We start from the raw sequence: 22,664 nt of genomic DNA on the forward strand, positions 1-22,664 counted from the left end.
CGCGGGCGCTCCGAAGGGCAGGGGGAGTTCGGGTCCCCTGCCCTTCGGATCATGAGCTCGCCGCCACGGCTCAGCTGCGCTGCTTGGCGCGCAGGCTGCTCGTGTCGCCCGAGGTGTTCGTCATCGGGCCGGCCGGGCCGATGGAATTGGCCGACGCCTCATCCGCGTCGTCGCTTTGGCGGGCGCCGACATGGTCGTGATACTGCTCGGTCTGGACGTGGCGGCTGTCGAGGCCGCGCGCGTCGGAGTGCCGGGACTTGTCGCGGTTGCTCAGCACCTCGTTCTCGCCGAGGACGCCTTCGGGCAGCTCGGTCATGGCGCCGCTGCCGTCGCCCTTGCCCTGCGCACCGGGACCCATGCTGTGCCGGTCGGCCTTGGCCATGATGTCGCTCCTGTCGCTCATGATGACGTGGAGAACAGATCTGGGCGTGTGACCGAAGAGGGCAAGCTGAGCAGGGAGAAACTTAAAAGGTCTTCGCCGAGGAACATTTCTGCCCCTCCGGCGATCGGGGCGCTGTCGAGACGAGAGCGCCGCCGAGCTTCGAGCTGGGAGTGCGAATACGCTTCGGAGTGGTGGCGATGCTCAGCGCGACGGTGCCGTGAGGGGGGCCGCGAGCCGCTCCGCGAACCGCGCCACCAGCCGTCGCCCGACCTCCTCCTTGCCGAGCCTCGGCCAGGTCTCGACGCCGCCGTCGCGGGCGACGAGGTGGACGGTGTTCTCCAGCCCGCCCATGACTCCGCCCTCCGCCGAGACGTCGTTGGCCACGATCAGGTCGCAGCCCTTGCGCGCGATCTTCCGCTGCGCGTTCGCGATCACGTCGTCGGTCTCGGCCGCAAAACCCACGACGAGGGGCGGGCGCCCCTCGCTGCGGCCGGCGATGGTGGCGAGGATGTCCGGGTTCTCGACGAGCTGCAGGGGAGGCGGCGTGCTGCCGTCCTTCTTGATCTTGCCCGCCCGGGTCTCGGCCGGGCGCCAGTCGCCGACGGCGGCGGCGAAGATCGCGAGGTCGGCGGGCAGGGCCGCCTCGACCGCGGCGAGCATCTCGCGGGCGCTCTCGACCCGCACCACGGTGACGCCCGCCGGATCGGGGATTGCCACCGGCCCCGAGACCAGGGTGACCCGGGCGCCGGCCTCGGCCGCGGCGGCGGCGACCGCGTGGCCCTGGCGGCCCGAGGAGCGGTTGGCGAGGTAGCGCACGGGGTCGATCGCCTCGTGGGTCGGCCCCGAGGTGACGAGCACGTGCCGCCCCGCCAGCGGTTTTTTCGGGGTTTCGCGGCCGGCCAGGAAGCCGAGGCCCTGGCCCTCCGAGCGTTGCGCCAGGAGGTTTTCGAGGGCGTCGGCGATCTCGTGGGGCTCGGCCAGGCGCCCGGGTCCGAACTCGGCCTCGGCCATCGCCCCCTCGTTGGGGCCGACCACGGCGACGCCGTCGGCCTTCAGGGTCGCGAGGTTGCGCCGGGTCGCCGGATGCAGCCACATCCGCACGTTCATCGCCGGGGCGATCAGGATCGGCAGGGTGGTGGCGAGCAGCACCGTCGAGGCGAGGTCCGGCGCGTGGCCGGTCGCCATCCGCGCCATCAGGTTGGCGGTGGCCGGCGCCACCACGATCGCGTCGGCATCCCGCGCCAGCCGGATATGGCCGATATCGGCCTCGCTCTCCCGGTCGAACAGGTCGGTATGCGCCCGCTCCCCCGCGAGCGCGGCGGCGGCCAGCGGCGTGACGAATTCCTGGGCCGACTCGGTCAGCAGCGGGCGCACCTGCGCCCCGCGCTCGCGCAGGCGGCGGATCAGGTCGAGCGCCTTGTAGGCGGCGATCCCGCCGCCGACGATGAGCAGGACGCGGCGGCCGGCGAGGGATTTTGGGGACGACGGACTCATGGGCGCAGAACGGGGACTTGCGGGCCGCGCGTCAAGGGGCGGGAACGGCTCTCACCGGAACGCCAGCACCAGCGCCCCCGCCGCGATCCCCCACAGGGCCAGGGTGGTCATGATGGCGTGGCGCCGCTCCAGCTTGACCAGCCGCTCGATCGCCTTGGTGTCGCGGGAACCCTCCTCGTCGAGGCGGATCATGATGCGGCGGATGCGCTGGGCGATGTCGGGGATGTCGGAGACGACCTCGGCCAGCGTCATCGCGGCGCGCGCCCCGCCTTCGAGCCGGCCGACCGGGCCGAGATGGCGGGTGATCCACGCGCGCACCACCGGTTCGGCGCCGGTCCACATGTCGAGCTGCGGATCGAGCGAGCGGGCGACGCCCTCCACCACCACCATGGTCTTCTGCAGCATCACCAGCTCGGTGCGGGTGCTCATGTCGAACAGGGCGGTCACGTCGAACAGGAGGGTCAGCACCTTGGCCATCGAGATCTCGTCGGCCCGGCGCTGGTGGATCGGCTCGCCGATCGCCCGGATGGCCTGCGCGAAATCGTCCACCGAATGGTGGCGCGGCACGTAGCCGGCCTCGAAATGCACCTGGGCGACGCGGCGGTAGTCGCGGGTGATGAAGCCGAGAAGGATCTCGGCGAGGAAGCGCCGCTCGGCGTGGCCGAGCCGGCCCATGATGCCGAAATCGACCGCCACCAGCCGTCCCTGCGGATCGACGAACAGGTTTCCGGGGTGCATGTCCGCGTGGAAGAAGCCGTCGCGGATCGCCTGGCGCAGGAAGGACTGGATCACCACCCGGCCGAGCGCCTTCGGGTCGTGGCCCGCCGCGACGATGCCGGCGCGGTCGTTGAGGCGCACGCCGTCGATCCATTCGGAGGTCAGCACATCCCGCGCCGTCAGCGCCCATTCGGGCCGGGGCGTGCGGAAATCCTCGTCGCCCTTGGTGTTCTGGGCGAGTTCCGACATCGCCGCCGCCTCGAGCCGGAAATCCATCTCCATGGTGACGGAGCGGGCCAGGATCTCGACGACCTCGCGCGGCCGCAGGCGCTCGGCATCGGGCAGCAGCGCGTTGACGACGCGGGCCATGAACCGCATCGCCTGCAGGTCCTTGGCGAAGCGCTCGCGCACGCCCGGGCGCATCACCTTGACGGCGAGCGTCCGCTGCGTGCCGTCGGCGTCGAGCACCGTCGCCTTGTGGACCTGGGCGATCGAGGCCGCCGCCACCGGCTCGCTGAAGGCGGTGAACAGGGCCGGGATCGGCTTGCCGAGCTCCCCCTCGACGACCCGCATCGCCACGTCCTGCGGGAAGGGCGGCACCCGGTCCTGAAGTCGCTCGAGGTCGCGCGCGGCGGCCATGCCGACGATGTCGGGACGGGTCGCCAGGAACTGGCCGAACTTGACGTAGGAGGGGCCGAGCCGGGTCATCGCCCGTTCCAGCGGGCTCGCGCCCGGCGCCTCGGCGATGCCGCGCCGCTCCAGCATGCGGCCGAGCTTGAGCGCGAGCCGCAGGTGCGGCGGCAATTGCGCCGCGTCGATCAGCGCGAGCCCGCCCTCGCGGGCGAGCACGAAGCCGACATGGGCGCCGCGGGCGAGGTGGAAGACGGCGCCTAGCATCCGCGAACCCTGTCAGGTGTTTCCTCGAAGAGGGCCGGTGTGTCTTCGAAGAGGGATCGCGCCGGATGGCGGGCGCGAAGAAGGCCCCGCGCCGCAGGCCTCGGCCGTGCCGGGGCGGCCGCCGGGATGCGAGACCGGAAAGCGATCAAGAAATCTTCCAGCCGGAATGGATCGCGACGATGCCGCCCGAGAGCCGGCGATGGCTGACATGCGAAAAGCCCGCCGCCGCGATCATCTGGGCGAACGCCTCGGGGGAGGGGAACTTGCGGATCGACTCGACGAGGTACTGGTAGGAGTCGCGGTCGCCCGCCACCCGCTCGCCGATGCGCGGGATCACGTGGAAGGAATAGGCGTCGTAGATCTTCTCCAGCACCGGCAGGTCGACGCGGGAGAATTCCAGGCACAGGAAGCGCCCGCCGGGCTTGAGCACCCGGTGCGCCTCGCGCAACGCCACGTCGATGCGCGGCACGTTCCGGATGCCGAAGGCGATGGTGTAGCTGTCGAAATGACCCGCCGGCAGCGGCAGCGTCTCGGCGTTGCCGGTCACGAAATCGATGCGGCCGTCGTAGGTGTGCCCGGCCCGCTCGGCGCCGACCCGCAGCATCGCCTCGTTGATGTCGAGCACGGTGACGTGGGTCTCGGGGCCGCCCGCCTCCAGGGTACGGAAGGCGATGTCGCCGGTGCCGCCGGCGACGTCGAGATGGCGGTGGGGCCGCGTGCGCGAGGGGCGCAGCATCGAGATCAGGTGCGACTTCCAGGCCCGGTGCAGCCCGCCCGACATCAGGTCGTTCATCAGGTCGTAGCGGCGCGCGACCGAGCGGAACACGTCGTCGACGCGGGCCTGCTTCTCGGACAGGCGCACGCGCTCGTAGCCGAAATCGGCGGTGGCTTCCGTGTCGCCGGCTCCGGTCTGCGTTCCGCTCATCCGATCACATCCTGCGCTCGCCCGCAGCCGTCCACGGCTCCGGCCGAGCCTCCTTAGCGAATGCCGGATCGAACCGCCATGCGGCAGCGGGAATGCCGGGGGCAGGGGAGGTGTTCCGTCGCGCGGGCCGGCTCGGACAGACCGTCACGAGGCGACGGCGATGATCCTGTCGGCCAGATGGTTGGCATTCCGGATGGCGTACCGCGTGGAGAAGGCCGCGGACTCCGACGGCGTCAGGTCGTCCTTGATCGAGAAGTATTCCGCGTGTCCGCCGCAGACGCGATCGAGAAGCAGGAAGTTGCTGTTCAGGAGGTCGTCCAGCGTCAGGATGACCCGTCTCGCCGACATGTGGGGCACCAGCGCGAGCGTGTGGAACGCCGACCCCGCCGTCCCCACGATGAGTTCGGCCCTCCGGAAGAGGTTGACCTGCTCGGCGAGACCGAGGGTTTCCGGGTGGATGACCGCGAAGCCGGCCTGCCGCATCTTGAGGTCGATGAACGCCTCGCCATCCATCCCGGTCACGCCGGAATGCAGGCGGGATTTCGAGAGATAGACCTTCTTCGGCACGGAGGCCGCGGCCGGTGCGACGCTGCGCCCGATCGCCGACATGGGGATCGCGTAATCCGTCCAGACACTGTGCTGCTCGCAGAGTGCCGGCTCGGGCACAACGACCCGCCTGATGCGGGTCGGCCGATCGAAGGAGAAACTGCGGTTCTCCAGCCCGGCATGCCGGAGAAGTTCGACGATGTGGCCGGCCCCGTGGTCCTGAACCGCGGGAACGGAGTGGAAGAGGACCGGGATCGAGCCGTCGATGGCCCAGCAGCGGGCCAGGGTCGTGAGCAGGAAGTGGCCGTAATGCTCCAGCAGGGGCCCGCCGTAGATCATGGTGTCGAAGGGCGCGTCATCGATGGCCCCGCGGTCGATGTCGATCCTCTCGCTCTGGCCGACGAGAGCGAGGTCGGCCCCCCGACGATAGGCCGCCTCCGGAATGAGGGAACCGTCGCCGGTATAGAGGCCCCAGTGGGGATCATGATCGAGCAGGATCCCCGCAGTGAAGGGCAGGTAGATCGCGTCGTGGTACGTCGTCGCTGAGACGGTCTCGCGCGTCTGGCTGGTGCCCCACAGGCGCTCGCAGCGATCGAGGGGAGCCTCGGGACCGGAGGCGAAGAAGGCGAGGATCTGATCCTCCAGGGCGCCGAGGGCGATGGGATGGAACGTCCCCCGCATCTCGGCCATCAGGGTCAATTCGCCGCGATCGAGAGGCGGAAGGGCAGGGAGCAGAAAGCGGTACCCGTGGTCGCCGGCGACGCCGATGGCGTTGACATCGTGCCGGGCGAGGTTCGCCGGCACGCGCATCAGCATGGTGCCCCGCCGATGCACCTCGACATAGGCGTTCTCGCCCTGATGCAGGAAGTCGCAGATCCAGCCGTGCAGGTGTCCGTTCGCGAAGCCGTCCAGGCTGCCGATGACGACGGGCGGGGGCTCGGCTGTTCTGCGCCTGCGAAACATGGCCATCCCCTGCACGACCCCGCCCGCGCCCGCGCGAAAGCGGAAGCGTCAGCCGGCCCGCAGCTTCCCGCCGACGAGCCAGGCCGGGTCGAACCAGCGGTCGGCCTCGCCGTCGTAGGGCAGGCGCGTGATGTCCCAGTGCTGGATGTACTTCGCGTAGACGTTCCAGACCGCGATGCCGCCGCCGACGAAGATGCGCCGGCCGGGATAGCGCTTCAGCACCTCTTCCGGATCCTCGTGCGAGCGGATCACGTCGATGGTGCGGTCCTTGAACGCGAATTCGGGCACCGAGGCCACGGTCTTGGGGCCGGCGATCAGCACGTGGCCCATGGTGAGCGCGAAGAAGCGCGTCACGTCCTCGACGAAGAGCGGATCGGTGTTGCCCTCCCAGGGGAGATGTCCGTTGAGGCCGAGCTGGCCCCGCTGGCCGATGGCGCAGATGCAGCGGACGTCGATCATGGCACGGAACCCTACAAGCTCAAGATAAGCGGGCTCTGCCCGCAACCCCGCCGGGGCCTGAGGCCCCGGACCCCCTTACTGGGGTGCGGAGAAGGCGAGAACCCGGTCGCTGGGGAAATCGTAGAGCTTGCCCGTCTCGTTCCAGTCGGGGGAGGCGAGGCGCACGAAATGCGGCGCCAGTTCTTCCGGGGTCTTCAGCGTCGCCGGGTCCTCGCCCGGCATCGCCGCCGCGCGCATGCTCGTGCGCAGGGGGCCGGGGTTGAGCAGCATGGCGCGCACCCCCGTGCGCTCGTTCTCGGCGGCGTAGGTGCGCACCATCGCCTCGAGCGCCGCCTTCGAGACGGAGTAGGGGCCCCAATAGGCCCGGCATTTCGCGGCCGCGCCCGAGGAGACGAAGACCGCCCTTCCCGCATCCGAGCGCTGCAGGAGCGGATCGAACGAGCGGATCAGGCGCCAGTTGGCGGTGACGTTGATCGCCATCACCTGATCCCAGACTTTGGGCGTGACGTGGCTCACCGGCATCAGGTTGCCGAGGATGCCGGCATTGCCGATCACCGCGTCGAGCCGGCCCCAGCGCTCGTGGAGCGCCGCGCCGAGGCGGTCGATGGCGTCGAAATCGGTGAGGTCGAGGGGCACCAGCGTCGCGTGGCCGCCGGCCTGCCGGATCGCGTCGTCGAGCTCCTCCAGGCCGCCCTGCGTGCGGGCGACCGCGACGACGTGGGCGCCGGCGCCTGCCAGCGCCAGGGCGGCGGCCCGGCCGATGCCGCGGGAGGCGCCGGTGACGACGGCCACCCGACCGTCGAGGATCTTGTCGGCCATCATCGTCTCGATCACGGGCTTCAGTCCGCCTCGGCCAGCATCGCGAAGCGCTTCGGCCCGGCAATCGCCAGGTCGGTCAGGCCGGTCGGGTAGTCGCCGGTGAAGCAGTGATCGGTGTATTGCGGGCAGTCGGCATTGCGCGCCTCCTCGCCCATCGCCCGGTAGAGGCCGGGGATCGAGAGGAAGGCCAGCGAGTCGGCGCCGATGTATTTCCGCATCCCCTCCAGGTCGTGGGTGGCGGCCAGCAGCTTCTCGCGCTCGGGCGTGTCGATGCCGTAGAAGTCGGGATAGGTGATCGGCGGCGAGGCGATGCGGAAATGCACCTCGCGGGCGCCGGCGTCGCGCATCATCCGCACGATCTTCACCGAGGTGGTGCCGCGCACGAGGCTGTCGTCGACGAGCACGATGCGCTTGCCCTCGACCGCGGCGCGGTTGGCCGAATGCTTCATCCGCACCCCGAGCTCGCGCACGGTCTGGGTCGGCTGGATGAAGGTGCGCCCGACATAGTGGTTGCGGATGATGCCCATCTCGAAGGGCAGGCCGGCCTCCTGCGCGAAGCCCAGCGCCGCCGGCACACCGGAATCCGGCACCGGGATCACCACGTCGGCCTCGGGGGCCGCCTCGCGGGCAAGCTCCTGGCCGATCGCCTTGCGCACCCCGTAGACGCTCTTGCCGTTCACCACCGAGTCGGGGCGGGCGAAGTAGATGTACTCGAAGATGCAGGGACGCATCGGCCGCGCTTCCGCGAAGCGGATCGACTCGACGCCCTCCTCCGAGATCACCACCACCTCGCCGTTCTCGACGTCGCGGATGAAGCGGGCGCCGATGATGTCGAGCGCGCAGGATTCGGAGGCGAGGATGTAGCGCCCGTCGAGTTCGCCGAGCACGAGCGGACGGATGCCGAGGGGATCGCGGGCGCCGATCAGCTTCTTGTTGGTGAGCGCGACGATGGCGTAGGCGCCCTGGATCTGCTGCAGCGCGTCGATGAAGCGCTCGACGATGCGCGGTTTGCGCGAGCGGGCGGCCAGATGCAGGATCACCTCGGTGTCCGAGGTCGATTGCGTGATGGCGCCGTCGCGCACGAGGTCGCGGCGGATCGAGAGCGCGTTGGTCAGGTTGCCGTTATGGGCCACCGCCAAGCCGCCGCTGGCGAGTTCGGCGAACAGCGGCTGCACGTTGCGCAGGATGGTGCCGCCGGTGGTCGAGTAGCGCACGTGGCCGATGGCGGAGCGCCCGGCCAGCCGCTCGATCGTGCCGCGGTCGGAGAAGTTGTCGCCGACGAGGCCCTGGCGGCGCTCGGAGTGGAACACCCCGTCGTCGTAGGAGACGATGCCCGCCGCCTCCTGGCCGCGATGCTGAAGGGCGTGCAGGCCGAGCGCCACGATCGCCGAGGCATCGTCATGCCCGTAGATGCCGAAGACGCCGCATTCCTCGCGAAGCGTATCCCCGTCGATGTCCAGGTCGCGGACATCGGCGCTCGCGCTGACAGCTGACATGTCGATCTCGAATCCTGGAGGCGCGCGGGTCTCGCGGGCCACGCATCCGGCACGGCGGGAACGGCCGAAGGCGCCGCTCGCCCGCAGCCTCTGCCGCGAGGGATGACGCCGGGACCGTCGTGAAACCGTTACCTAGGCGCGGATTTCGTCGCAACCAAGACCGATTCCAGCATATCCTTCGTCATCCGCGCGCATTGCTTGCGCGGCCCGGATGTTCGGTGAGCGGCCGGTGGAGCGCCTTCCGGCGAAGCGGAAGGCCGGCTCGTCGTCGGAAAACGCGTCGAGTCAGAGGCTTAGAGAGGCCGACCCGATGCGGTCCGGTCGGCCGCGGATCCTAGCGCTTCGGCTCGGGCCCAGCGTCGCTGCGGCGCTGGGCAGGGAGATCGGTCTCCGGCGGCGGCTCCTCGGCCGGCCCCTCGCCCTTCGGCTTGCGGAACTGCTTGAGGAAGCCTTCCGGATTGTCGGGCAGCTGCGCCACCAGCGCCTCGCCCGAGCTCTCGAGCAGCGAGCGGCTCTTGGCCTGCGCCGCCCAGTCCGGAACCTTGCCCTGGACGAGCCAGGCCAGGAACACCCAGCCGATCACGCAGATCAGGAAGCCGCGGCCCGCGCCGAACAGGAAGCCGAGCGAGCGGTCGACGGCGCCGATGCGCGAATCGAGCACGAGGTCGGAGACCTTCACCGTCACCAGCGAGACCACGATCAGGGTGGCGAGGAAGATCGCGGCGATGGAGGCGACCAGCGCCACGGTGTCGCTGGAGATGTGCTGCTTGACGGTGGGCAGGAGCAGCGGGTGCAGCGACCACGCCACCGCGGCGGCGGCCACCCAGGCAATGATCGCGAGCACCTCGCGCGTCACGCCGCGCACGGCGGCGAGCAGCGCCGAGACGAGCACGATGCCGAGCACCACGAGGTCGAGGACGGAAAACGGCATCGCAGGATATGGTTCGCTGGGGCGGGACGGGGCAGCCTTGCCCGGACGACGACGGCTCCCCCGGGCCGCGCCTCCGTTCTGGTCTTTAACCATATACCCCGGTGAACCTCGGCCGTCACCTTCGGGGCGCACGCTCCCGTGCGGGCGCATTCAGGTGTCCCCCGGGCGGGTCGGGGCAGCCTCACCCCGGGGCAGCCTCGCCCTTTGCCGGCGCGGTCCGGCGCGCCGCCGCCCGCAGGGGAAGGGCGCCGGCCTTCGGGCGCGGCATTTCGGCTCGGCGCGGTCCTCGCAGGGAGATCCGGCGCGAGAGCCGGATTCCCGCCGCCGCCGCAGGGCCGCGCACAAAGTTCCACGAATGGGTCGAAAGAGAAAAGCATCTTTCGGTCAACCTCGGCTATAAACGAAGTATTCAAGATGCAGTCGGAGTCGAAGAGGATGGCCGGTTCGATCGACAGGCGCGGTTTTCTGCGGGGATCTGCGGTCTTCGCGGCCGGTGCCGCCGCCGGATTCTCCTGTATCGAGATCGCCAACGCTGCGCCGATCGCGGTATCGACGGTCGATAAGCTGTCCCTGCGCGTCCTGATCGATTCGGCCCACGACCAGTTCCTGAAGCCCGCGACCGTCCAGGGCGTGTTCCATCAACCGCCGGGCAATGGCCGCGGCAGCGACTACCGCCGGGTTCTGCACAATCAGTGGGGCCTGTCCCTGTTCGCGGAATCGTGGCGGGCGGAGGAGGCCCGCACGATCCTGCTCGATTTCGGCTACAGCCCGGAGGCGCTCCTCAACAATATCGAGATCCTGAAGGTCGATCCGACCAAGGTCGATGCGCTGATCGTCAGCCACGGCCACCACGACCATTACGGCGGCCTGACCGGCTTCCTCGACAAGTACAGGAGCGCGCTCGCGCCCGACCTGAAGCTCTATGCCGGCGGCGAGGACAATTTCTGCCACCGCCTGTCCCCGAGCGGCGTCCCCGGCCAGTTCACCGATTTCGGCCAGCTCGACCGGCGCGAACTGACGGCGCAGCGGATCTCGACCGTGCTGTGCGAGGCGCCGACGGTGGTGGCCGGCCACGCCTTCACCACGGGGCAGATCAAGCGCGCCTCAATCGAGCGCATCCTGCCCAACACCTTCGTCGAGCGGGGCATCAAGGAGGGGCTCGGCTGCGATGCCAGCCACTATTCGCCCGCCGAACTTCAAGGGAAAATCATTCCCGACGAGCACGTCCACGAGCACGCCACCTGCTTCAACGTGCGGGGCAAGGGCCTCGTGGTGATCTCGTCCTGCGGCCATGTCGGCATCGTCAACTCGGTGCGGCAGGCGCAGGAGGTCTCGGGCATCGAGCGCGTCCACGCCATCGTCGGCGGCTTCCATCTCGGCCCCGCGCCGAAGGAATACCTGACCCAGGTCGTGGCCGAGATCAAAGGGCTCCGGCCCGACGTGGTCGTGCCGATGCATTGCAGCGGCCTGAACTTCGCGCTCGAGGCGCAGGCGCAGATGCCGGAGAACGTGATCGTTCCGACCACCGGCAGCCGGCTCGTCTTCAGTGCGTAGCCGGAGGGCGGCGGCCGGACTGCTCTGCCTTCTCGGGGCCCTGGGACCGGCGCGCGGCGAGCCCCCGCCCCGCCGCTCGGCCGCCGCGCTGATGGACGTGCTGATGTGGAACCGCGAGCCGGTCGGCGGCCCGTTCGCGCTGACCGATCAGGCGGGACGGCCCCGCACGGAGGCGGACTTTCGCGGCCGCCTCCTCCTCGTCTATTTCGGCTACACCGCCTGCCCGGATGTCTGCCCGACGGACCTGATGGAGATCGGCCGGGCGCTCACGCTGCTGGGCCCGGACGGCGACGCCGTCCAGCCGATCTTCATCACGCTCGACCCCGAGCACGACACGGCCGGGCTGCTGGCGGAGTACCTGCCGAACTTCCACCCGCGTCTGGTCGGCCTGACCGGCAGCGAGGCGGCGGTCCGCCGCGCCGCCGACGCCTACAAGGTCTATTACGAGTCGAGCCCGCGCCCCGGGGGCGGCCGGGCCGTCGAGCATTCCGCTTTCACCTACCTGATGGATCGCTCGGGGGCCTATCTCGGCTTCTTCCCGCCCGGCACGGCGGCCGAGCGGATGGTGACGATCCTGCGGCCGCATCTCACCGCCCGTCCCGCTGCGGAATAGGCCGCGCTACACCTCCTCCTCGTAGCGTACGGCCCGCGGGCGTCCGCCGCCGCGCCGGGGCGCCCCCGAGGCGATGCCGGCGACGAGGTCGGCGATGTGGCGCAGGGCCTCCGTCGGCAGCGCCCGCTCGCCGCTCTCGCCGCGCCCCTGCGGGGTGATCGCCTTGCCGAAGCCGAGCTTGAGCGCTTCCTTCAGCCGGGCGGGCGCCTGCGAGACCGGCCGCACCGCGCCCGACAGGCCGAGCTCGCCGAAATAGACCGAATCGGAGGGGAGCGCCGCCCCCGAGAGCGAGGAGACCAGCGCCGCGGCGACCGCGAGATCGGCGGCGGGCTCGGAGATGCGCAGGCCCCCCGCGACGTTGAGGTAGACGTCGTGGCCGCCCAGCCGGATGCCGCCATGGGCCTCCAGCACGGCGAGCACCATCGACAGGCGGTTCGGGTCCCAGCCGACCACCGCGCGGCGCGGCATGCCGAGCGAGGAGGGCGCGACCAGCGCCTGGATCTCGACGAGGAGCGGGCGCGTGCCCTCCATCCCGGCGAAGACCGCCGTGCCCGGCGCGGCGTGATCGCGGCCGGCCAGGAACAGGGCGGAGGGGTTCGGCACCTCGGCGAGCCCGGCATCGGTCATCTCGAACACGCCGATCTCGTCGGTCGGCCCGAAGCGGTTCTTGACCGCGCGCAGGATCCGGAAATGGTGTCCCTGGTCGCCCTCGAAGGAGGCGACCGCATCGACCATGTGCTCGACCACCCGCGGTCCGGCGATCTGCCCGTCCTTGGTGACGTGGCCGACGAGGATCACCGCCGTGCCCGTGGTCTTGGCGAAGCGGATCAGCGCCTGGGCCGAGCTCCGCACCTGGGTGACGGTGCCCGGCGCCGATTCCACCGTCTCGGTCCACATGGTCTGGATCGAATCGATGATGGTCAGGGCCGGCGGGTGCCCCTGCGACAGGGTCTCGACGATGTCCTCGACGTTCGTTTGCGCGGCGAGCTCCACCGGGTGCTTCGCGAGTCCCAGCCGCTCCGCGCGCAGGCGCACCTGCCCCACCGCCTCCTCGCCGGAGATGTAGGCGACGCGCTCGCCGCTTTTCGCCATGGCGGCCGAGGCCTGCATCAGCAGGGTCGACTTGCCGATGCCGGGATCACCGCCGAGCAGGATCACCGAGCCGCGCACGAAGCCGCCGCCGGTGACGCGGTCGAGCTCGTTGATGCCGGAGGCCGTGCGCGGCGCCTCCTTGGCCTCGCCGGTCAGACCCTCGAGGGGAAACACTCTTCCGCGCGCCCGAGAGGGGCGGGTCGCCGCCGGGCCCGATTGCGGGCCGGCGCTGGGCACCTCCTCCTGGATCGTGTTCCAGCCGTTGCAGGCCTCGCAGCGCCCGCGCCAGCGGTTGTAGACCGCCCCGCAGGACTGGCAGACGAAGGTCTGTTGGATCTTGGCCATTCGGGAGCAGGGCGTCGATGGAGGGGACCGGCGGGTCGGCCGTTGGTTACTCTACATAAGAGCGAACATAACGGGAACCCAGCCCGGTCAGGATCTCGTAGCCGATCGTGCCGGCGGCGCGGCCCACCGTGTCGATGTCGAGACGATCGCCGATCAGCGTGGCGGTGCCGCCGCGGCGGGCTTCGGGTGCGTCGGTGACGTCGAGGATGATGAGGTCCATCGAGATCAACCCGACGATCGGGCAGGGCACGCCGCCGACCAGCGCATGACCGCTGTTGCTGGCGGAGCGGGGGTAGCCGTCGGCGTAGCCGAGCGAGAGGGTGGCCAGCCGCCGCGGGGCAGGGGCCCGCCAGCGGGCGTTGTAGCCGCAGGTCTCGCCGGCCGCGACGTCGCGGACCTGCAGGATCGCCGCCTCCAGCCGCACCACCGGCCGCATCGGGTTCGGCCGGCCGGGCTCTGGATTGCCGCCGAACAGGGAATAGCCCGGCCGCAACAGATCGTGGCGCGCAGCGTCCGCGAGGCAGGTGCCCGAGGAATTGGCGAGCGAGGCGCGCACATGCGGAAGGGCGGCCCGGATGCGGGCGAAATCGGCGGCCTGCCGCGCATTGAGCGGATCGGCGGGGGCTTCCGCGCTGACGAGATGGCTCATCACGAGGTCGATGCCGGCCCGGGCGATCACCGGATCGCGGGCGAGCGCCAGCGCCGCCTCGACGGGGAGGCCGAGCCGGTTCATGCCGGTATCGACGTGGAGCGCGGCCGGATGCGCGCCTGCCGCGGCTTCGGCCCATTCCGAAAGTTCGCTGCGGTCGCCGAGGACGGGGCGCAGGGCATGGGCGCGGAAGGCGTCCGCGTGGCCGGGCGGCAACCCGTTGAGCACGTAGATCGCCGCCTCCGGCAGGAGGTTTCGCGCCGCGATCCCCTCGGAGAGGTGCGCCACGAAGAACGTCCGGCACCCCGCCCGCCACAGGGCGGGGGCGACCGCGGCGAGGCCGCAGCCATAGGCGTCCGCCTTCACCACGGCGCCGCACTCGGCCTGCGGCGCACAGGCTCCGAGCGCGTGCCAGTTCGCGACGAGGGCCGAGAGATCGACCGTCAGGCGGGCACCGTGGCCGGTCGGGGAGGGGCAGGCGGCGGTCGCGTCGTCTGGAAAGGATGTTGCGGGCGCTATGATAGGCTCCTGCGGGGAAGCCCCGTTGGAGGCGGGACCGGTGATCCGGTCACCGATATCACATCTGTTCGGGCATCCGGTCGCTTTGCGCCAGGTTCGAGAACCGGGTGATGTTGGCGTCGAACTGCAGCTCCACCGTGCCGGTCGGGCCGTGGCGCTGCTTGCCCAGGATCACCTCGGCCTTGCCGTGGACGCGCTGCATCTCGGCTTCCCAGGCGAAGAACTCTTCCGTGCCCTCGCGCGGCTTCTTGTTGCCGACGTAGTATTCCTCGCGGAACACGAACATCACCACGTCGGCGTCCTGCTCGATCGAGCCCGATTCGCGCAGATCCGCGAGCTGCGGGCGCTTGTCGTCGCGGTTCTCGACCTGGCGCGAGAGCTGCGACAGGCCGATGATCGGCACCGCCAGCTCCTTGGCCAGGGCCTTCATGCCGGTGGTGATCTCGGTCATTTCCTGCACGCGGTTGTCGCTGCGCTTGCCGCTTCCTGACAGGAGCTGGAGGTAGTCGACGATGAGGAGGTCGAGGCCCTTCTGCCGCTTGAGGCGCCGGGCGCGCGCGGCGAGCTGGGCGATCGAGATGCCGCCGGTCTGGTCGATGTAGAACGGGATCGTCTGCATGTCCCGGGCGGCATCGGTGATCTTGTAGAAATCCTCCGGGCGGATGTCGCCGCGGCGGATCTTGTAGGAGGGCACGCCGGACTGCTCGGCGATGATGCGGGTCGCCAATTGCTCGGCCGACATTTCGAGCGAGAAGAAGCCGACGATGCCGCCGTTGACGGTCTGCATGGTGCCGTCGGGCTGCCGCTCGCCGCGATAGGCCTTGGCGATGTTGAAGGCGATGTTGGTCACGAGCGAGGTCTTGCCCATGGCCGGGCGCCCCGCGAGGATGATGAGGTCGGAGGGCTGCAGCCCGCCCATCTTGGCGTCGAGGTCGGTCAGCCCCGTGGAGATGCCCGACAGCTTGCCGTCGCGCTGGTAGGCTTTCGCCGCCATGTCGATGGCCGCGGTCAGCGCGTCGGAGAATTTCTGGAAGCCGCCGTCGTACTTGCCGGATTCGGCGAGTTCGTAGAGCCGGCGCTCGGTGGCCTCGATCTGGTCGCGCGGTCTCGACTCGACCGGAGCCTCGAAGGCGCCGTTGACCAGATCCTCGCCGATGGTGATGAGGCGGCGGCGGATCGCCAGATCGTAGATGGTGCGTCCGTACTCGCCGGCATTGATGACGGTGGTGGCCTCGGCCGCCAGCCGCGCGAGGTACTGCATCGGGGTGACGCCGCCGAGATCGGCATCGCCCAGATAGGTCTTGAGGGTGATCGGCGTGGCGAGCTTGCCGGCCTTGATCAGCGAGACCGCGACTTCGAAGATCTGGCGGTGGACCGCCTCCATGAAGTGCTCGGGCAGCAGGAAGTCCGAGACCCGATAATAGGCGTCGTTGTTGACCATGATCGCGCCGAGCAGGGCCTGCTCCGCGTCGATGTTGTGCGGCGGCACCCGGTATTCCGGCTGCACCGCCTCGAGGTTGGCCGTGAGGGCGTTGGGCAGGGCCATGGCGCTTGTCCGTCGCTCCGTTTCGATGGGCGGCCCGGTCGGCCGCCCTGTCTGATGCCCGCCGGACCTTGCCTCGGGATGGTGAAGCCTTCCTTAGCCGGCCCGCCGTGAGCCGGCTGCAACGCCCGCGCCATAGGCCGGAAGCATCGTCTTCGCCCGAAAGCCGGCTGCCGGCTTTCGGGACGATGCCTCGCGAAACGCGAGACGCCCGCGGCTCCCGGGGCACGGGAATCGCGGGCGTCATGCTGGAACGGATTGGGAACAAGTCAACGCCGGAGGCCGGCGCATCCCCGTTCTCCACCGCTTATGCGGCTGACGTCACAGGTTTCGAAAGGACGAGTCCTTTCGCGGGTCCAGGGCAGAGCCCTGGAAAGCCCCGGCTCAGCCGCGGTCGTCGGCGCCCTCGCCGGCATCGGCCAGAGCCTGGCCGACTTCCAGGCCGAGGTCGTCGAGGTTGAACTGCTCGCGCTCGGTGACCGACTCGCCGCGGGCCTGGCGCTCGGCCTCTTCCGGCGAGCGGGCGACGTTGACGGTGATGTTGACCTCGACCTCCGGGTGCAGGGTCACCGGCACGGTGTGCAGGCCGAGCGTCTTGATCGGCTGGTTGAGCACGAACTGGCCGCGCTCGACGGTGAAGCCCTCCTTGGTGACGACGTCCGCGAGGTCGCGGGTCGAGACCGAGCCGTAGAGCACGCCGGTCTCGCCGGACTGGCGGATCAGCACGAAGCTCTGGCCGTCGAGCTTCTCGGCTACGGTCTGGGCCTCGTTGCGGCGCTCGAGGTTACGCGCCTCGAGCTGGGCGCGCTGGGCCTCGAAGTGCTTCTTGTTGTTCTCGGTGGCGCGCAGGGCCTTGCCGCGGGCGAGCAGGAAGTTGCGGGCGTAGCCGGGGCGCACGTTCACGGTCTCGCCCATCTGGCCGAGCTTGGCGACGCGTTCGAGCAGGATGACTTCCATCTGACTTCTCCTTGAGTGGGTTGGAAGATTGGTCTCAGGCGTCGCCGCGGGGTTTCGGGCGGCGCCGGTCGAGGGCGGTGTCGGCGATGCCGAACAGGATCAGGGCGAGCATGGCCACCCCTTGTGTGAGGAACAGCAGCACGTAGAGGCCGGCGAGCAGGGCGAAGCGCCCCGGCCGGCCGCGGCTGCGGTCGTGGAAGGCGGCAAGTCCCTGGAGCGCGAAGGCCGCGCTGAAGGCGCCGATCAGGGCGATGCCGAGGGCGCCCGGATAGCCGGGCACCATCGCCAGCGTCAGGGCGGCGGCGAAGACCAGGAGCGCGGTCCGCGGCATCACGGTCGAGGGGAGGTCGGGCCAGGGCCGGAGCAGGCGCCCCGAGATCTGCACGATGCGGGCGGCGGCCCAGAGATAGAAGGTGAACAGGATCGTCAGACCCTGGGCGGCGATCGCGGGCGCGACGGTCGCCAGGGCATCGGCCACCTCGCTGGCGAGATCGTCGGTCTTCTCGCCGGTCTGAGCCTCGCCCTGCGACTGCGGAGCGGCGGGCTCGGCAGGCTTCTCGGCGGATGGATCGGTGGTGCCGGTCGGGGCCTCGTTCGTGGGGGCGGTCTGGGCCGGCGGCGGAATCCGGCCGCGCTGCACCTGGACCTGCACGACCCGGCGGCTCATCGCGGTGAGCTGCGCGCGGAAGGTGTCGTAGTCGGGCGAGGCGATGACGGCGATGGCGATGAAGGCGAGCGCGGCGGTGCCCGCGACCCAGGCGAGCAGGCGCCCCGTGGGATACCACTCGATCGTGCCCTCCGCCGTCCCGTCCGCTTTGGGCCGGCCGAGAAGGGCGAGGTAGGCGAGCCACCATGCGGGGATGGCGAGGTAGGCGGCGAAGGCGAGGCCGAGCGAGGGCGCGATGAAGAGGGCGAGCGCCAGGGCGCCCGAGACGACGGCAGCGAGCGCCGCACGGTGGCTCCAGCCCAGGCCGACGATCAGGATCGGCAGCGGGGCGAGCAGGTAGAGCAGGATGGCGAGGGCCGTGGCCTTGAGCAGCACGCCGAACAGAAGCGCCGCCACGAGGCCGGCGCCGGCGCCGACGGAGAGGTCCTTGGTCATGAAGTCCGCTGTCCCGCTGTCCCGAGGATGGGCAGGGTTAGGGGCTGAAGACGACGCCCCAACGATCGGGCGGCCCCTCGAGAGCCGCCCTGGCGATGATGGCCGGCCCGCGCGCGGCGGGCCGGAGGTCCTACTTGATGACGTAGGGCAGGAGGCCGAGGAAGCGCGAGCGCTTGATCGCCTGGGCGAGCTCGCGCTGCTTCTTAGCCGAGACCGCCGTGATGCGCGACGGCACGATCTTGCCGCGCTCCGAGACGTAGCGGGAGAGCAGCTTCACGTCCTTGTAGTCGATCTTGGGAGCGTTCTCGCCCGAGAACGGGCAGCTCTTGCGACGACGGAAGAACGGACGACGGCCACCGCCGCCACCACCAGCACCGAAGGCCATGATCAGTTCTCCCCGCCGAAGTTGCGCTCGGGACGGTCGCCGCGGTCGCCGCGGTCACCACCGAAGTCGTCGTCGCGCCGGCGCGGACGGTCGCCGCGGTCGCGATCCTTGCGGTCGTCGCGGTCGCGCTTCTGCATCATCGCGGAAGGCTCGGCCTCCAGCTGCTCGACGCGGATGGTCATGAAGCGCAGCACGTCCTCGGAGATCTGCATCTGGCGCTCCATCTCGGCCAGGGCGGCCGGGGGGGCGGAGATGTTGAGGAGCGTGAAATGCGCCTTGCGGTTCTTCTTGATGCGGTAGGCGAGGGACTTGACGCCCCAGGACTCGATCTTCTCGACCGTGCCGCCGCCCGCCTCGATGACGCCCTTGTAGGTCTCGACCATGGTCTCGACCTGCTGGGCCGTCACGTCCTGGCGCGCCAGGAAGACGTGCTCGTAGAGAGGCATTTTTGGGCCTTTCCTTGCCATAAGGAAGCCCGCCCGCGGATTGCGGGTTAAATCGGGCCGGTTCGTCCCGCATTCTCTCGGCGCCAAGCCCTTCGAGCCGTGATGATGGCCCGAGCGGTTGATCGAAGGCGGAGACACCGGACGACGGGTTCTTTTGCGGAGAAGCCCTGTGCCGTAGGACGGCACCGTCCGTTCAGCCCCCGGCCGGAGCGAACGCGAAGGCCGCGCCTTTAGAGGGTTTCTCGGCCTATGGCAAGGGCTATGACAAGGGCTGTGGCACGGGCTACGGCAAGGGCGGAGCGCCGACGGGCAGGTCGAAATGCAGGACGTCCTCGCGGGCGCCGAGCCGGTCGTAGAGCGCGAGCGCCGGGCCGTCGCCGGGGTCTCCCTGGACGAAGATGACCCAGGCATCCCGGCGCGCGGCATGCGCCTGCAGGTGCCGGATCAGCGCCGTGGCGATGCCGCGGCGGCGGTGCTCGGCATCGACGGCGAGATCGTAGATGTAGATTTCGCGCCGGGCCTGCTCGAACTTGTCGAGTTCGTAGGCGACGAGTCCGCCGAGAACGGCGCCGTCCTGCTCCGCCACCAGCACCGCGACATGTTCCCGGGCGAGCAGGCCCGCCAGATAGGCGTCGTCGGGCGGGGCGGCGCCGTAGGTCGCGGGCTCGGCGAAGGCGCGCCCGAACAGCGCGTTGAGGGCGCGCATCGCCGGGACGTCGCCGGGACCGAGGCGTCGCACCGAAGAGGCGGGCCTGGTTCGATCCTTCGACGCCATACGGGAAGGACCTATTTCAGCGAACCGGCGATGGCCTGTTGGATCCCCAAGATGTCGGCGCCGCGCCTGAGGGTGCGCTGGATCGGCTCGGGCCGGCCCGAGATCCAGATCTTGAGCTCCGAATCCATGTCGAAGCTGCCCGCGGTCTCGACCGAGAACGAGGTGATCGCCCGGTAGGGCACGGTGAGGTACTCGACCTTGCGCCCGGTCATGCCCTGGCGGTCTACCAGGATCAGGCGCCGGTCGGTGAAGACCATGAGGTCGCGGATCACCTTGAAGGCGACGCGCACGGTCTCGCCGGGCGCCAGCACGCCTGCGATCTGCCGGTCCACCTCGTCGGCGGAGAGGTCGCTGCCATGCCCGAGCAGCCCGTCGAGAATGCCCATCGTTCGCCTCCGGTCCGTATCCGGCACAGGGGCCGGCAAGTCTCCGGCAGGGATGTGGGGACGGTCCGGCTTCCGCGCGAGAGCGCTGCGGCTCAGCGGTGACGGCGCTTGCGGGATTTCTGTCCCTTGCCCTGTCCTTTGCCCAGCCCCTTGCGCTGGGTCCGCTCCATGCAGCTCGCCCAGATGCGGCGGCCGATCTCGCGCAGGCCCAGATTGAGCGGATCCGGCGCGGAGAAGACCTGCGCCCGCGCCTCGCTGCGGCAGAACGCATCCTCCGCGCTGCGGATCGGCGGCTCGCTCTGCGCGGCGGCGGGCGACGGCGCGAGACCCAAGCCGAGACCTGTGCCGAGACCTGTGCCGAGGCTCAAACCGAGCAGCGCGCCGAGACACAGGCCGGTCAGGGACGGGGCGTGTCGCCGCCGATCCGGCGAACCGAAGTGGTTGCCCAGGATACGCACGGTCTGGCCTCCCTGTTTCGCCCCGGCGCGCATCGGCGAAGCGTCCGGCACTCTAACGTCGGGGGAAGCGGACTTGCCAAGCGTGGCCGGACGATCCCGGCCCCGAACTGCGTCATCTGCCCACAAGCAATGCCGCCGGGCGGCGAGTCTGGCGTCGCGATAGGGGCCGCGGTGGGCAAGAGGCAACGGAACAAGAAGCAAAGGAACAGGAGGCAAAAGAAAACGCGCCGGGCTTGAGGCGTCCGGCGCGTGGGTCGGTCTTGAAGGAGCGATCGCTTCGGGCCATCGCTCGGCCGTGCGTTCCGCACCGCTCCCGGAGGCCGGGAGCGGCGGGCGGCTCAGCGGCGGATCTTCACCTTGGCCTTGCGGGCGGCGTAGCGCGCGTCGCGGGCCGCCTTCTTCTCGGCGGCTTCGGCGGCCTTGCGCTCGGCAAGGGCGGCGGCCTCGGCCGCTTCGCGGGCGAGTTGGGCGGCGAGTTCCGCCTCCTCGCGCAGGCGCTTCTCCTCAGCCGCCTTACGCTCGGTCTCGATCCGGATGCGCTCACGCTCGCGGGCGCGCTCCTCGCGGGCACGGGCGACCTCGGCGCGGGCCTGGGCCTTGGCGATCATCTCCGGATCGTCCAGAGGCGTACGGGCCTTGAACTTCTCGAGCAATGCCGCCTTGGCGGCTTGGGAGTTCTGGCGGCGGTCTTCGAAGTTCCTGAAGTCGAATGCGCTCATATGACCTTTCTCATGCGGTGACACGACCGACCGCCGGATCAATCCTGGTTCCGGACGGTCGGGATTCGGCGCTGTGATCAGATAGACCGGCGCAGTCGATGCACGAGTGCGCCGCAACACGCAACAGATGTCGCCCCTGTTCGGGGCGGCTCCGATAACATTTTTGGGCCTGTTGCGATACGGAAGCAGATGTAGGGCCGAGATCCGGACAGATCCAGACTCAGGAGGCCTGCAGGTTGACCGCAGCCGGCTTGCCGCTGCGACGGTCGTTCTCGACGTCGAAGGTCACCTTCTGTCCCTCGACGAGGCCGCGCAGACCCGCCTGCTGGACGGCGGAGATGTGGACGAACACGTCCTTTCCGCCGGTATCGGGCTGGATGAACCCGTAGCCCTTGATTTCATCGAACCATTTGACGGTACCAGTATTCATCCGGGTTCCTCCTGCGCGCCGCGGCACCCCGTGTGAAATGCGTCCCGCTCCCGGCCGAAAAGGCCGTCCCGTTCGTCAGAGCGACCGAGGAAGTAAGCCGGTGCCGCGTCCCTTCCGGGGGCATCGAAGGCCCCGTGAAAGGCGGCCGCCGATCGACAAGGCATAGTTACGTTCGGTGAGGCAAACCCGCAAGCGGCGCAAAGGTTTCCCTCCGTCGCTGCTCGTCATTCAAGACGAAAATTCGTGGCAGAAACTTGGCCATTTGGTACGAGTACGTGCGCAGTGCGGTGAATTCGATCCTATGAATGGTGCTTAACATTGTTGTGAGGACAACATTTGTTGCGGATCTGTGCGGTAACATCCTTCGATTCGGATGATTCGCGAATTCGACGCGCAGGCATCGTGCGCCCGCGGCAACGAGTGACGCGCTGGCGTCCGGCACCGCCCATCGCTCCGGTTCCTGAAGCCGCGCCGTGACCGGCAGCGGTCACGGCGCGCTCCCGACGGTGCGGGACAGGCCTTGATCAGTAATCGTAGCCGCGACGGCTGTAGCCGCCCCGGTCGAACCGGTCCCGGTCCCGGAAGCGCTGTTCGCGGTAGTAATCGTCCCGGTCGCGCATGCGCATCTCCCGGCGGTAATCGCGCTCGCGCTGGCCCCGGGACCGGAGATCGATGCCCGGGCCGTCCGGTCCGATCGTGATCGACTGCGCGGAGGCCGGTGCCGCGGCGACCATCGTCGCTGCCACGACAGTGCCAGCGAGCAGGGTCGTCATGGACTTCATCATGATAGCGTGCTCCTTCTGGAATCCGGGTCCAATGCATTCATGCTGTCCGGGTTCCAGCATTTGCGTGGTCCAATCGATCTGCGCGGATAGACTGGAACTCGATCCGCGAAAGCCTTCGCCGAGGCGGATTGTCCCGGTTTCGCGTCCGATCGGGAGCCGCCCCAGGACCGGCTTGTGCGACGGGAGGGTTCGCCGCGCAGGGCCTCCGCCGCCGGTCACGAAGGGGCGTGTGCTCGCCGACGCGGAGGCTTCGGACCGGCCGCCTTCTGGTATGGGA

Annotated in this window: 24 protein-coding genes; 2 read left to right on the forward strand and 22 right to left on the reverse strand. The window is 69.8% G+C overall.

Annotated features, from left to right (window positions below; translation table 11 throughout):
* Window positions 1–70: 70 nt before the first annotated feature.
* The 9 genes from HNR01_RS05160 to HNR01_RS05200 form a co-directional block, all read right to left on the reverse strand.
* Window positions 71–382, reverse strand: coding sequence for a hypothetical protein (locus tag HNR01_RS05160; protein ID WP_183667015.1), 312 nt, complete (start codon window positions 380–382; stop codon window positions 71–73).
* A gap of 201 nt (window positions 383–583) precedes the next feature.
* Window positions 584–1,876: a bifunctional phosphopantothenoylcysteine decarboxylase/phosphopantothenate--cysteine ligase CoaBC gene (gene coaBC, locus HNR01_RS05165; protein ID WP_017484238.1), complete on the reverse strand. Its 1,293-nt coding sequence runs from the start codon at window positions 1,874–1,876 to the stop codon at window positions 584–586.
* A gap of 51 nt (window positions 1,877–1,927) precedes the next feature.
* A complete protein-coding gene (ubiB, locus tag HNR01_RS05170; RefSeq protein WP_183667016.1) occupies window positions 1,928–3,490 on the reverse strand; it encodes a 2-polyprenylphenol 6-hydroxylase in 1,563 nt (520 codons plus the stop codon).
* A gap of 145 nt (window positions 3,491–3,635) precedes the next feature.
* Complete coding sequence (gene ubiE, locus HNR01_RS05175; protein ID WP_183667017.1) at window positions 3,636–4,415, reverse strand: bifunctional demethylmenaquinone methyltransferase/2-methoxy-6-polyprenyl-1,4-benzoquinol methylase UbiE; 780 nt, start codon at window positions 4,413–4,415, stop codon at window positions 3,636–3,638.
* Between the two features lie 144 nt (window positions 4,416–4,559).
* Window positions 4,560–5,924 carry a glycosyltransferase family 61 protein gene (locus HNR01_RS05180; protein ID WP_183667018.1) on the reverse strand — a complete coding sequence of 455 codons (1,365 nt, stop codon included), beginning with the start codon at window positions 5,922–5,924 and terminating at the stop codon, window positions 4,560–4,562.
* A 48-nt stretch (window positions 5,925–5,972) separates the two neighbouring features.
* Window positions 5,973–6,383 carry a dihydrofolate reductase gene (locus HNR01_RS05185; protein WP_017484234.1) on the reverse strand — a complete coding sequence of 137 codons (411 nt, stop codon included), beginning with the start codon at window positions 6,381–6,383 and terminating at the stop codon, window positions 5,973–5,975.
* Between the two features lie 75 nt (window positions 6,384–6,458).
* Complete coding sequence (locus tag HNR01_RS05190; protein ID WP_183667183.1) at window positions 6,459–7,202, reverse strand: SDR family NAD(P)-dependent oxidoreductase; 744 nt, start codon at window positions 7,200–7,202, stop codon at window positions 6,459–6,461.
* 20 nt (window positions 7,203–7,222) lie between these two features.
* The gene (purF, locus tag HNR01_RS05195) at window positions 7,223–8,698 is read right to left on the reverse strand and encodes an amidophosphoribosyltransferase (RefSeq protein ID WP_017484232.1); all 1,476 of its coding nucleotides are present in this window, start codon (window positions 8,696–8,698) and stop codon (window positions 7,223–7,225) included.
* A 334-nt stretch (window positions 8,699–9,032) separates the two neighbouring features.
* Window positions 9,033–9,629, reverse strand: coding sequence for a CvpA family protein (locus HNR01_RS05200; RefSeq protein ID WP_017484231.1), 597 nt, complete (start codon window positions 9,627–9,629; stop codon window positions 9,033–9,035).
* A 435-nt stretch (window positions 9,630–10,064) separates the two neighbouring features.
* Between HNR01_RS05200 and HNR01_RS05205 the strand changes: the two genes are divergently transcribed.
* Entirely contained in the window at window positions 10,065–11,183 is a 1,119-nt protein-coding gene (locus HNR01_RS05205) for an MBL fold metallo-hydrolase (protein WP_183667019.1), read from the forward strand.
* Window positions 11,176–11,796: an SCO family protein gene (locus tag HNR01_RS05210; protein WP_026105483.1), complete on the forward strand. Its 621-nt coding sequence runs from the start codon at window positions 11,176–11,178 to the stop codon at window positions 11,794–11,796. Before HNR01_RS05205 ends, HNR01_RS05210 begins: the two co-directional genes overlap by 8 nt.
* Before the next feature lie 6 nt (window positions 11,797–11,802).
* Here the strand turns inward: HNR01_RS05210 and radA are convergent, their stop codons facing one another.
* The 13 genes from radA to HNR01_RS05275 all read right to left on the reverse strand — a co-directional run bounded on the left by radA (window position 11,803) and on the right by HNR01_RS05275 (window position 22,384).
* The gene (radA, locus tag HNR01_RS05215) at window positions 11,803–13,233 is read right to left on the reverse strand and encodes a DNA repair protein RadA (RefSeq protein WP_017484228.1); all 1,431 of its coding nucleotides are present in this window, start codon (window positions 13,231–13,233) and stop codon (window positions 11,803–11,805) included.
* Between the two features lie 46 nt (window positions 13,234–13,279).
* Window positions 13,280–14,401: an alanine racemase gene (alr, locus tag HNR01_RS05220; RefSeq protein WP_157228174.1), complete on the reverse strand. Its 1,122-nt coding sequence runs from the start codon at window positions 14,399–14,401 to the stop codon at window positions 13,280–13,282.
* Window positions 14,402–14,459: 58 nt separating this feature from the next.
* Complete coding sequence (locus HNR01_RS05225; protein WP_017484226.1) at window positions 14,460–15,947, reverse strand: replicative DNA helicase; 1,488 nt, start codon at window positions 15,945–15,947, stop codon at window positions 14,460–14,462.
* Window positions 15,948–16,328: 381 nt separating this feature from the next.
* On the reverse strand, window positions 16,329–16,901 hold the full coding sequence (gene rplI / locus HNR01_RS05230) for a 50S ribosomal protein L9 (RefSeq protein WP_017484225.1): 573 nt from the start codon (window positions 16,899–16,901) through the stop codon (window positions 16,329–16,331).
* Between the two features lie 34 nt (window positions 16,902–16,935).
* Window positions 16,936–18,003, reverse strand: coding sequence for a DUF2232 domain-containing protein (locus tag HNR01_RS05235; protein WP_183667020.1), 1,068 nt, complete (start codon window positions 18,001–18,003; stop codon window positions 16,936–16,938).
* Between the two features lie 130 nt (window positions 18,004–18,133).
* Window positions 18,134–18,388 (reverse strand): 30S ribosomal protein S18, encoded by a 255-nt coding sequence (gene rpsR, locus HNR01_RS05240; RefSeq protein ID WP_004446294.1) that lies wholly within the window; start codon window positions 18,386–18,388, stop codon window positions 18,134–18,136.
* A gap of 2 nt (window positions 18,389–18,390) precedes the next feature.
* Window positions 18,391–18,834, reverse strand: coding sequence for a 30S ribosomal protein S6 (gene rpsF, locus HNR01_RS05245; RefSeq protein WP_017484223.1), 444 nt, complete (start codon window positions 18,832–18,834; stop codon window positions 18,391–18,393).
* 283 nt (window positions 18,835–19,117) lie between these two features.
* The gene (locus HNR01_RS05250) at window positions 19,118–19,609 is read right to left on the reverse strand and encodes an AAC(3)-I family aminoglycoside N-acetyltransferase (protein ID WP_183667021.1); all 492 of its coding nucleotides are present in this window, start codon (window positions 19,607–19,609) and stop codon (window positions 19,118–19,120) included.
* A gap of 11 nt (window positions 19,610–19,620) precedes the next feature.
* Window positions 19,621–19,995, reverse strand: a complete 375-nt coding sequence (locus tag HNR01_RS05255; protein WP_017484221.1) for a PH domain-containing protein — start codon at window positions 19,993–19,995, stop codon at window positions 19,621–19,623.
* 92 nt (window positions 19,996–20,087) lie between these two features.
* On the reverse strand, window positions 20,088–20,453 hold the full coding sequence (locus HNR01_RS05260) for a hypothetical protein (RefSeq protein ID WP_026105481.1): 366 nt from the start codon (window positions 20,451–20,453) through the stop codon (window positions 20,088–20,090).
* Window positions 20,454–20,791: 338 nt separating this feature from the next.
* Window positions 20,792–21,172 (reverse strand): DUF6481 family protein, encoded by a 381-nt coding sequence (locus HNR01_RS05265; protein WP_017484219.1) that lies wholly within the window; start codon window positions 21,170–21,172, stop codon window positions 20,792–20,794.
* A 220-nt stretch (window positions 21,173–21,392) separates the two neighbouring features.
* Entirely contained in the window at window positions 21,393–21,602 is a 210-nt protein-coding gene (locus HNR01_RS05270; RefSeq protein WP_017484218.1) for a cold-shock protein, read from the reverse strand.
* Between the two features lie 524 nt (window positions 21,603–22,126).
* Window positions 22,127–22,384, reverse strand: coding sequence for a hypothetical protein (locus HNR01_RS05275; protein ID WP_183667184.1), 258 nt, complete (start codon window positions 22,382–22,384; stop codon window positions 22,127–22,129).
* Between the last annotated feature and the right edge of the window lie 280 nt (window positions 22,385–22,664).

Origin of the sequence: Methylorubrum rhodesianum, from assembly GCF_014199985.1 — a bacterium.
In the GTDB taxonomy this organism is placed as follows: domain Bacteria; phylum Pseudomonadota; class Alphaproteobacteria; order Rhizobiales; family Beijerinckiaceae; genus Methylobacterium; species Methylobacterium rhodesianum.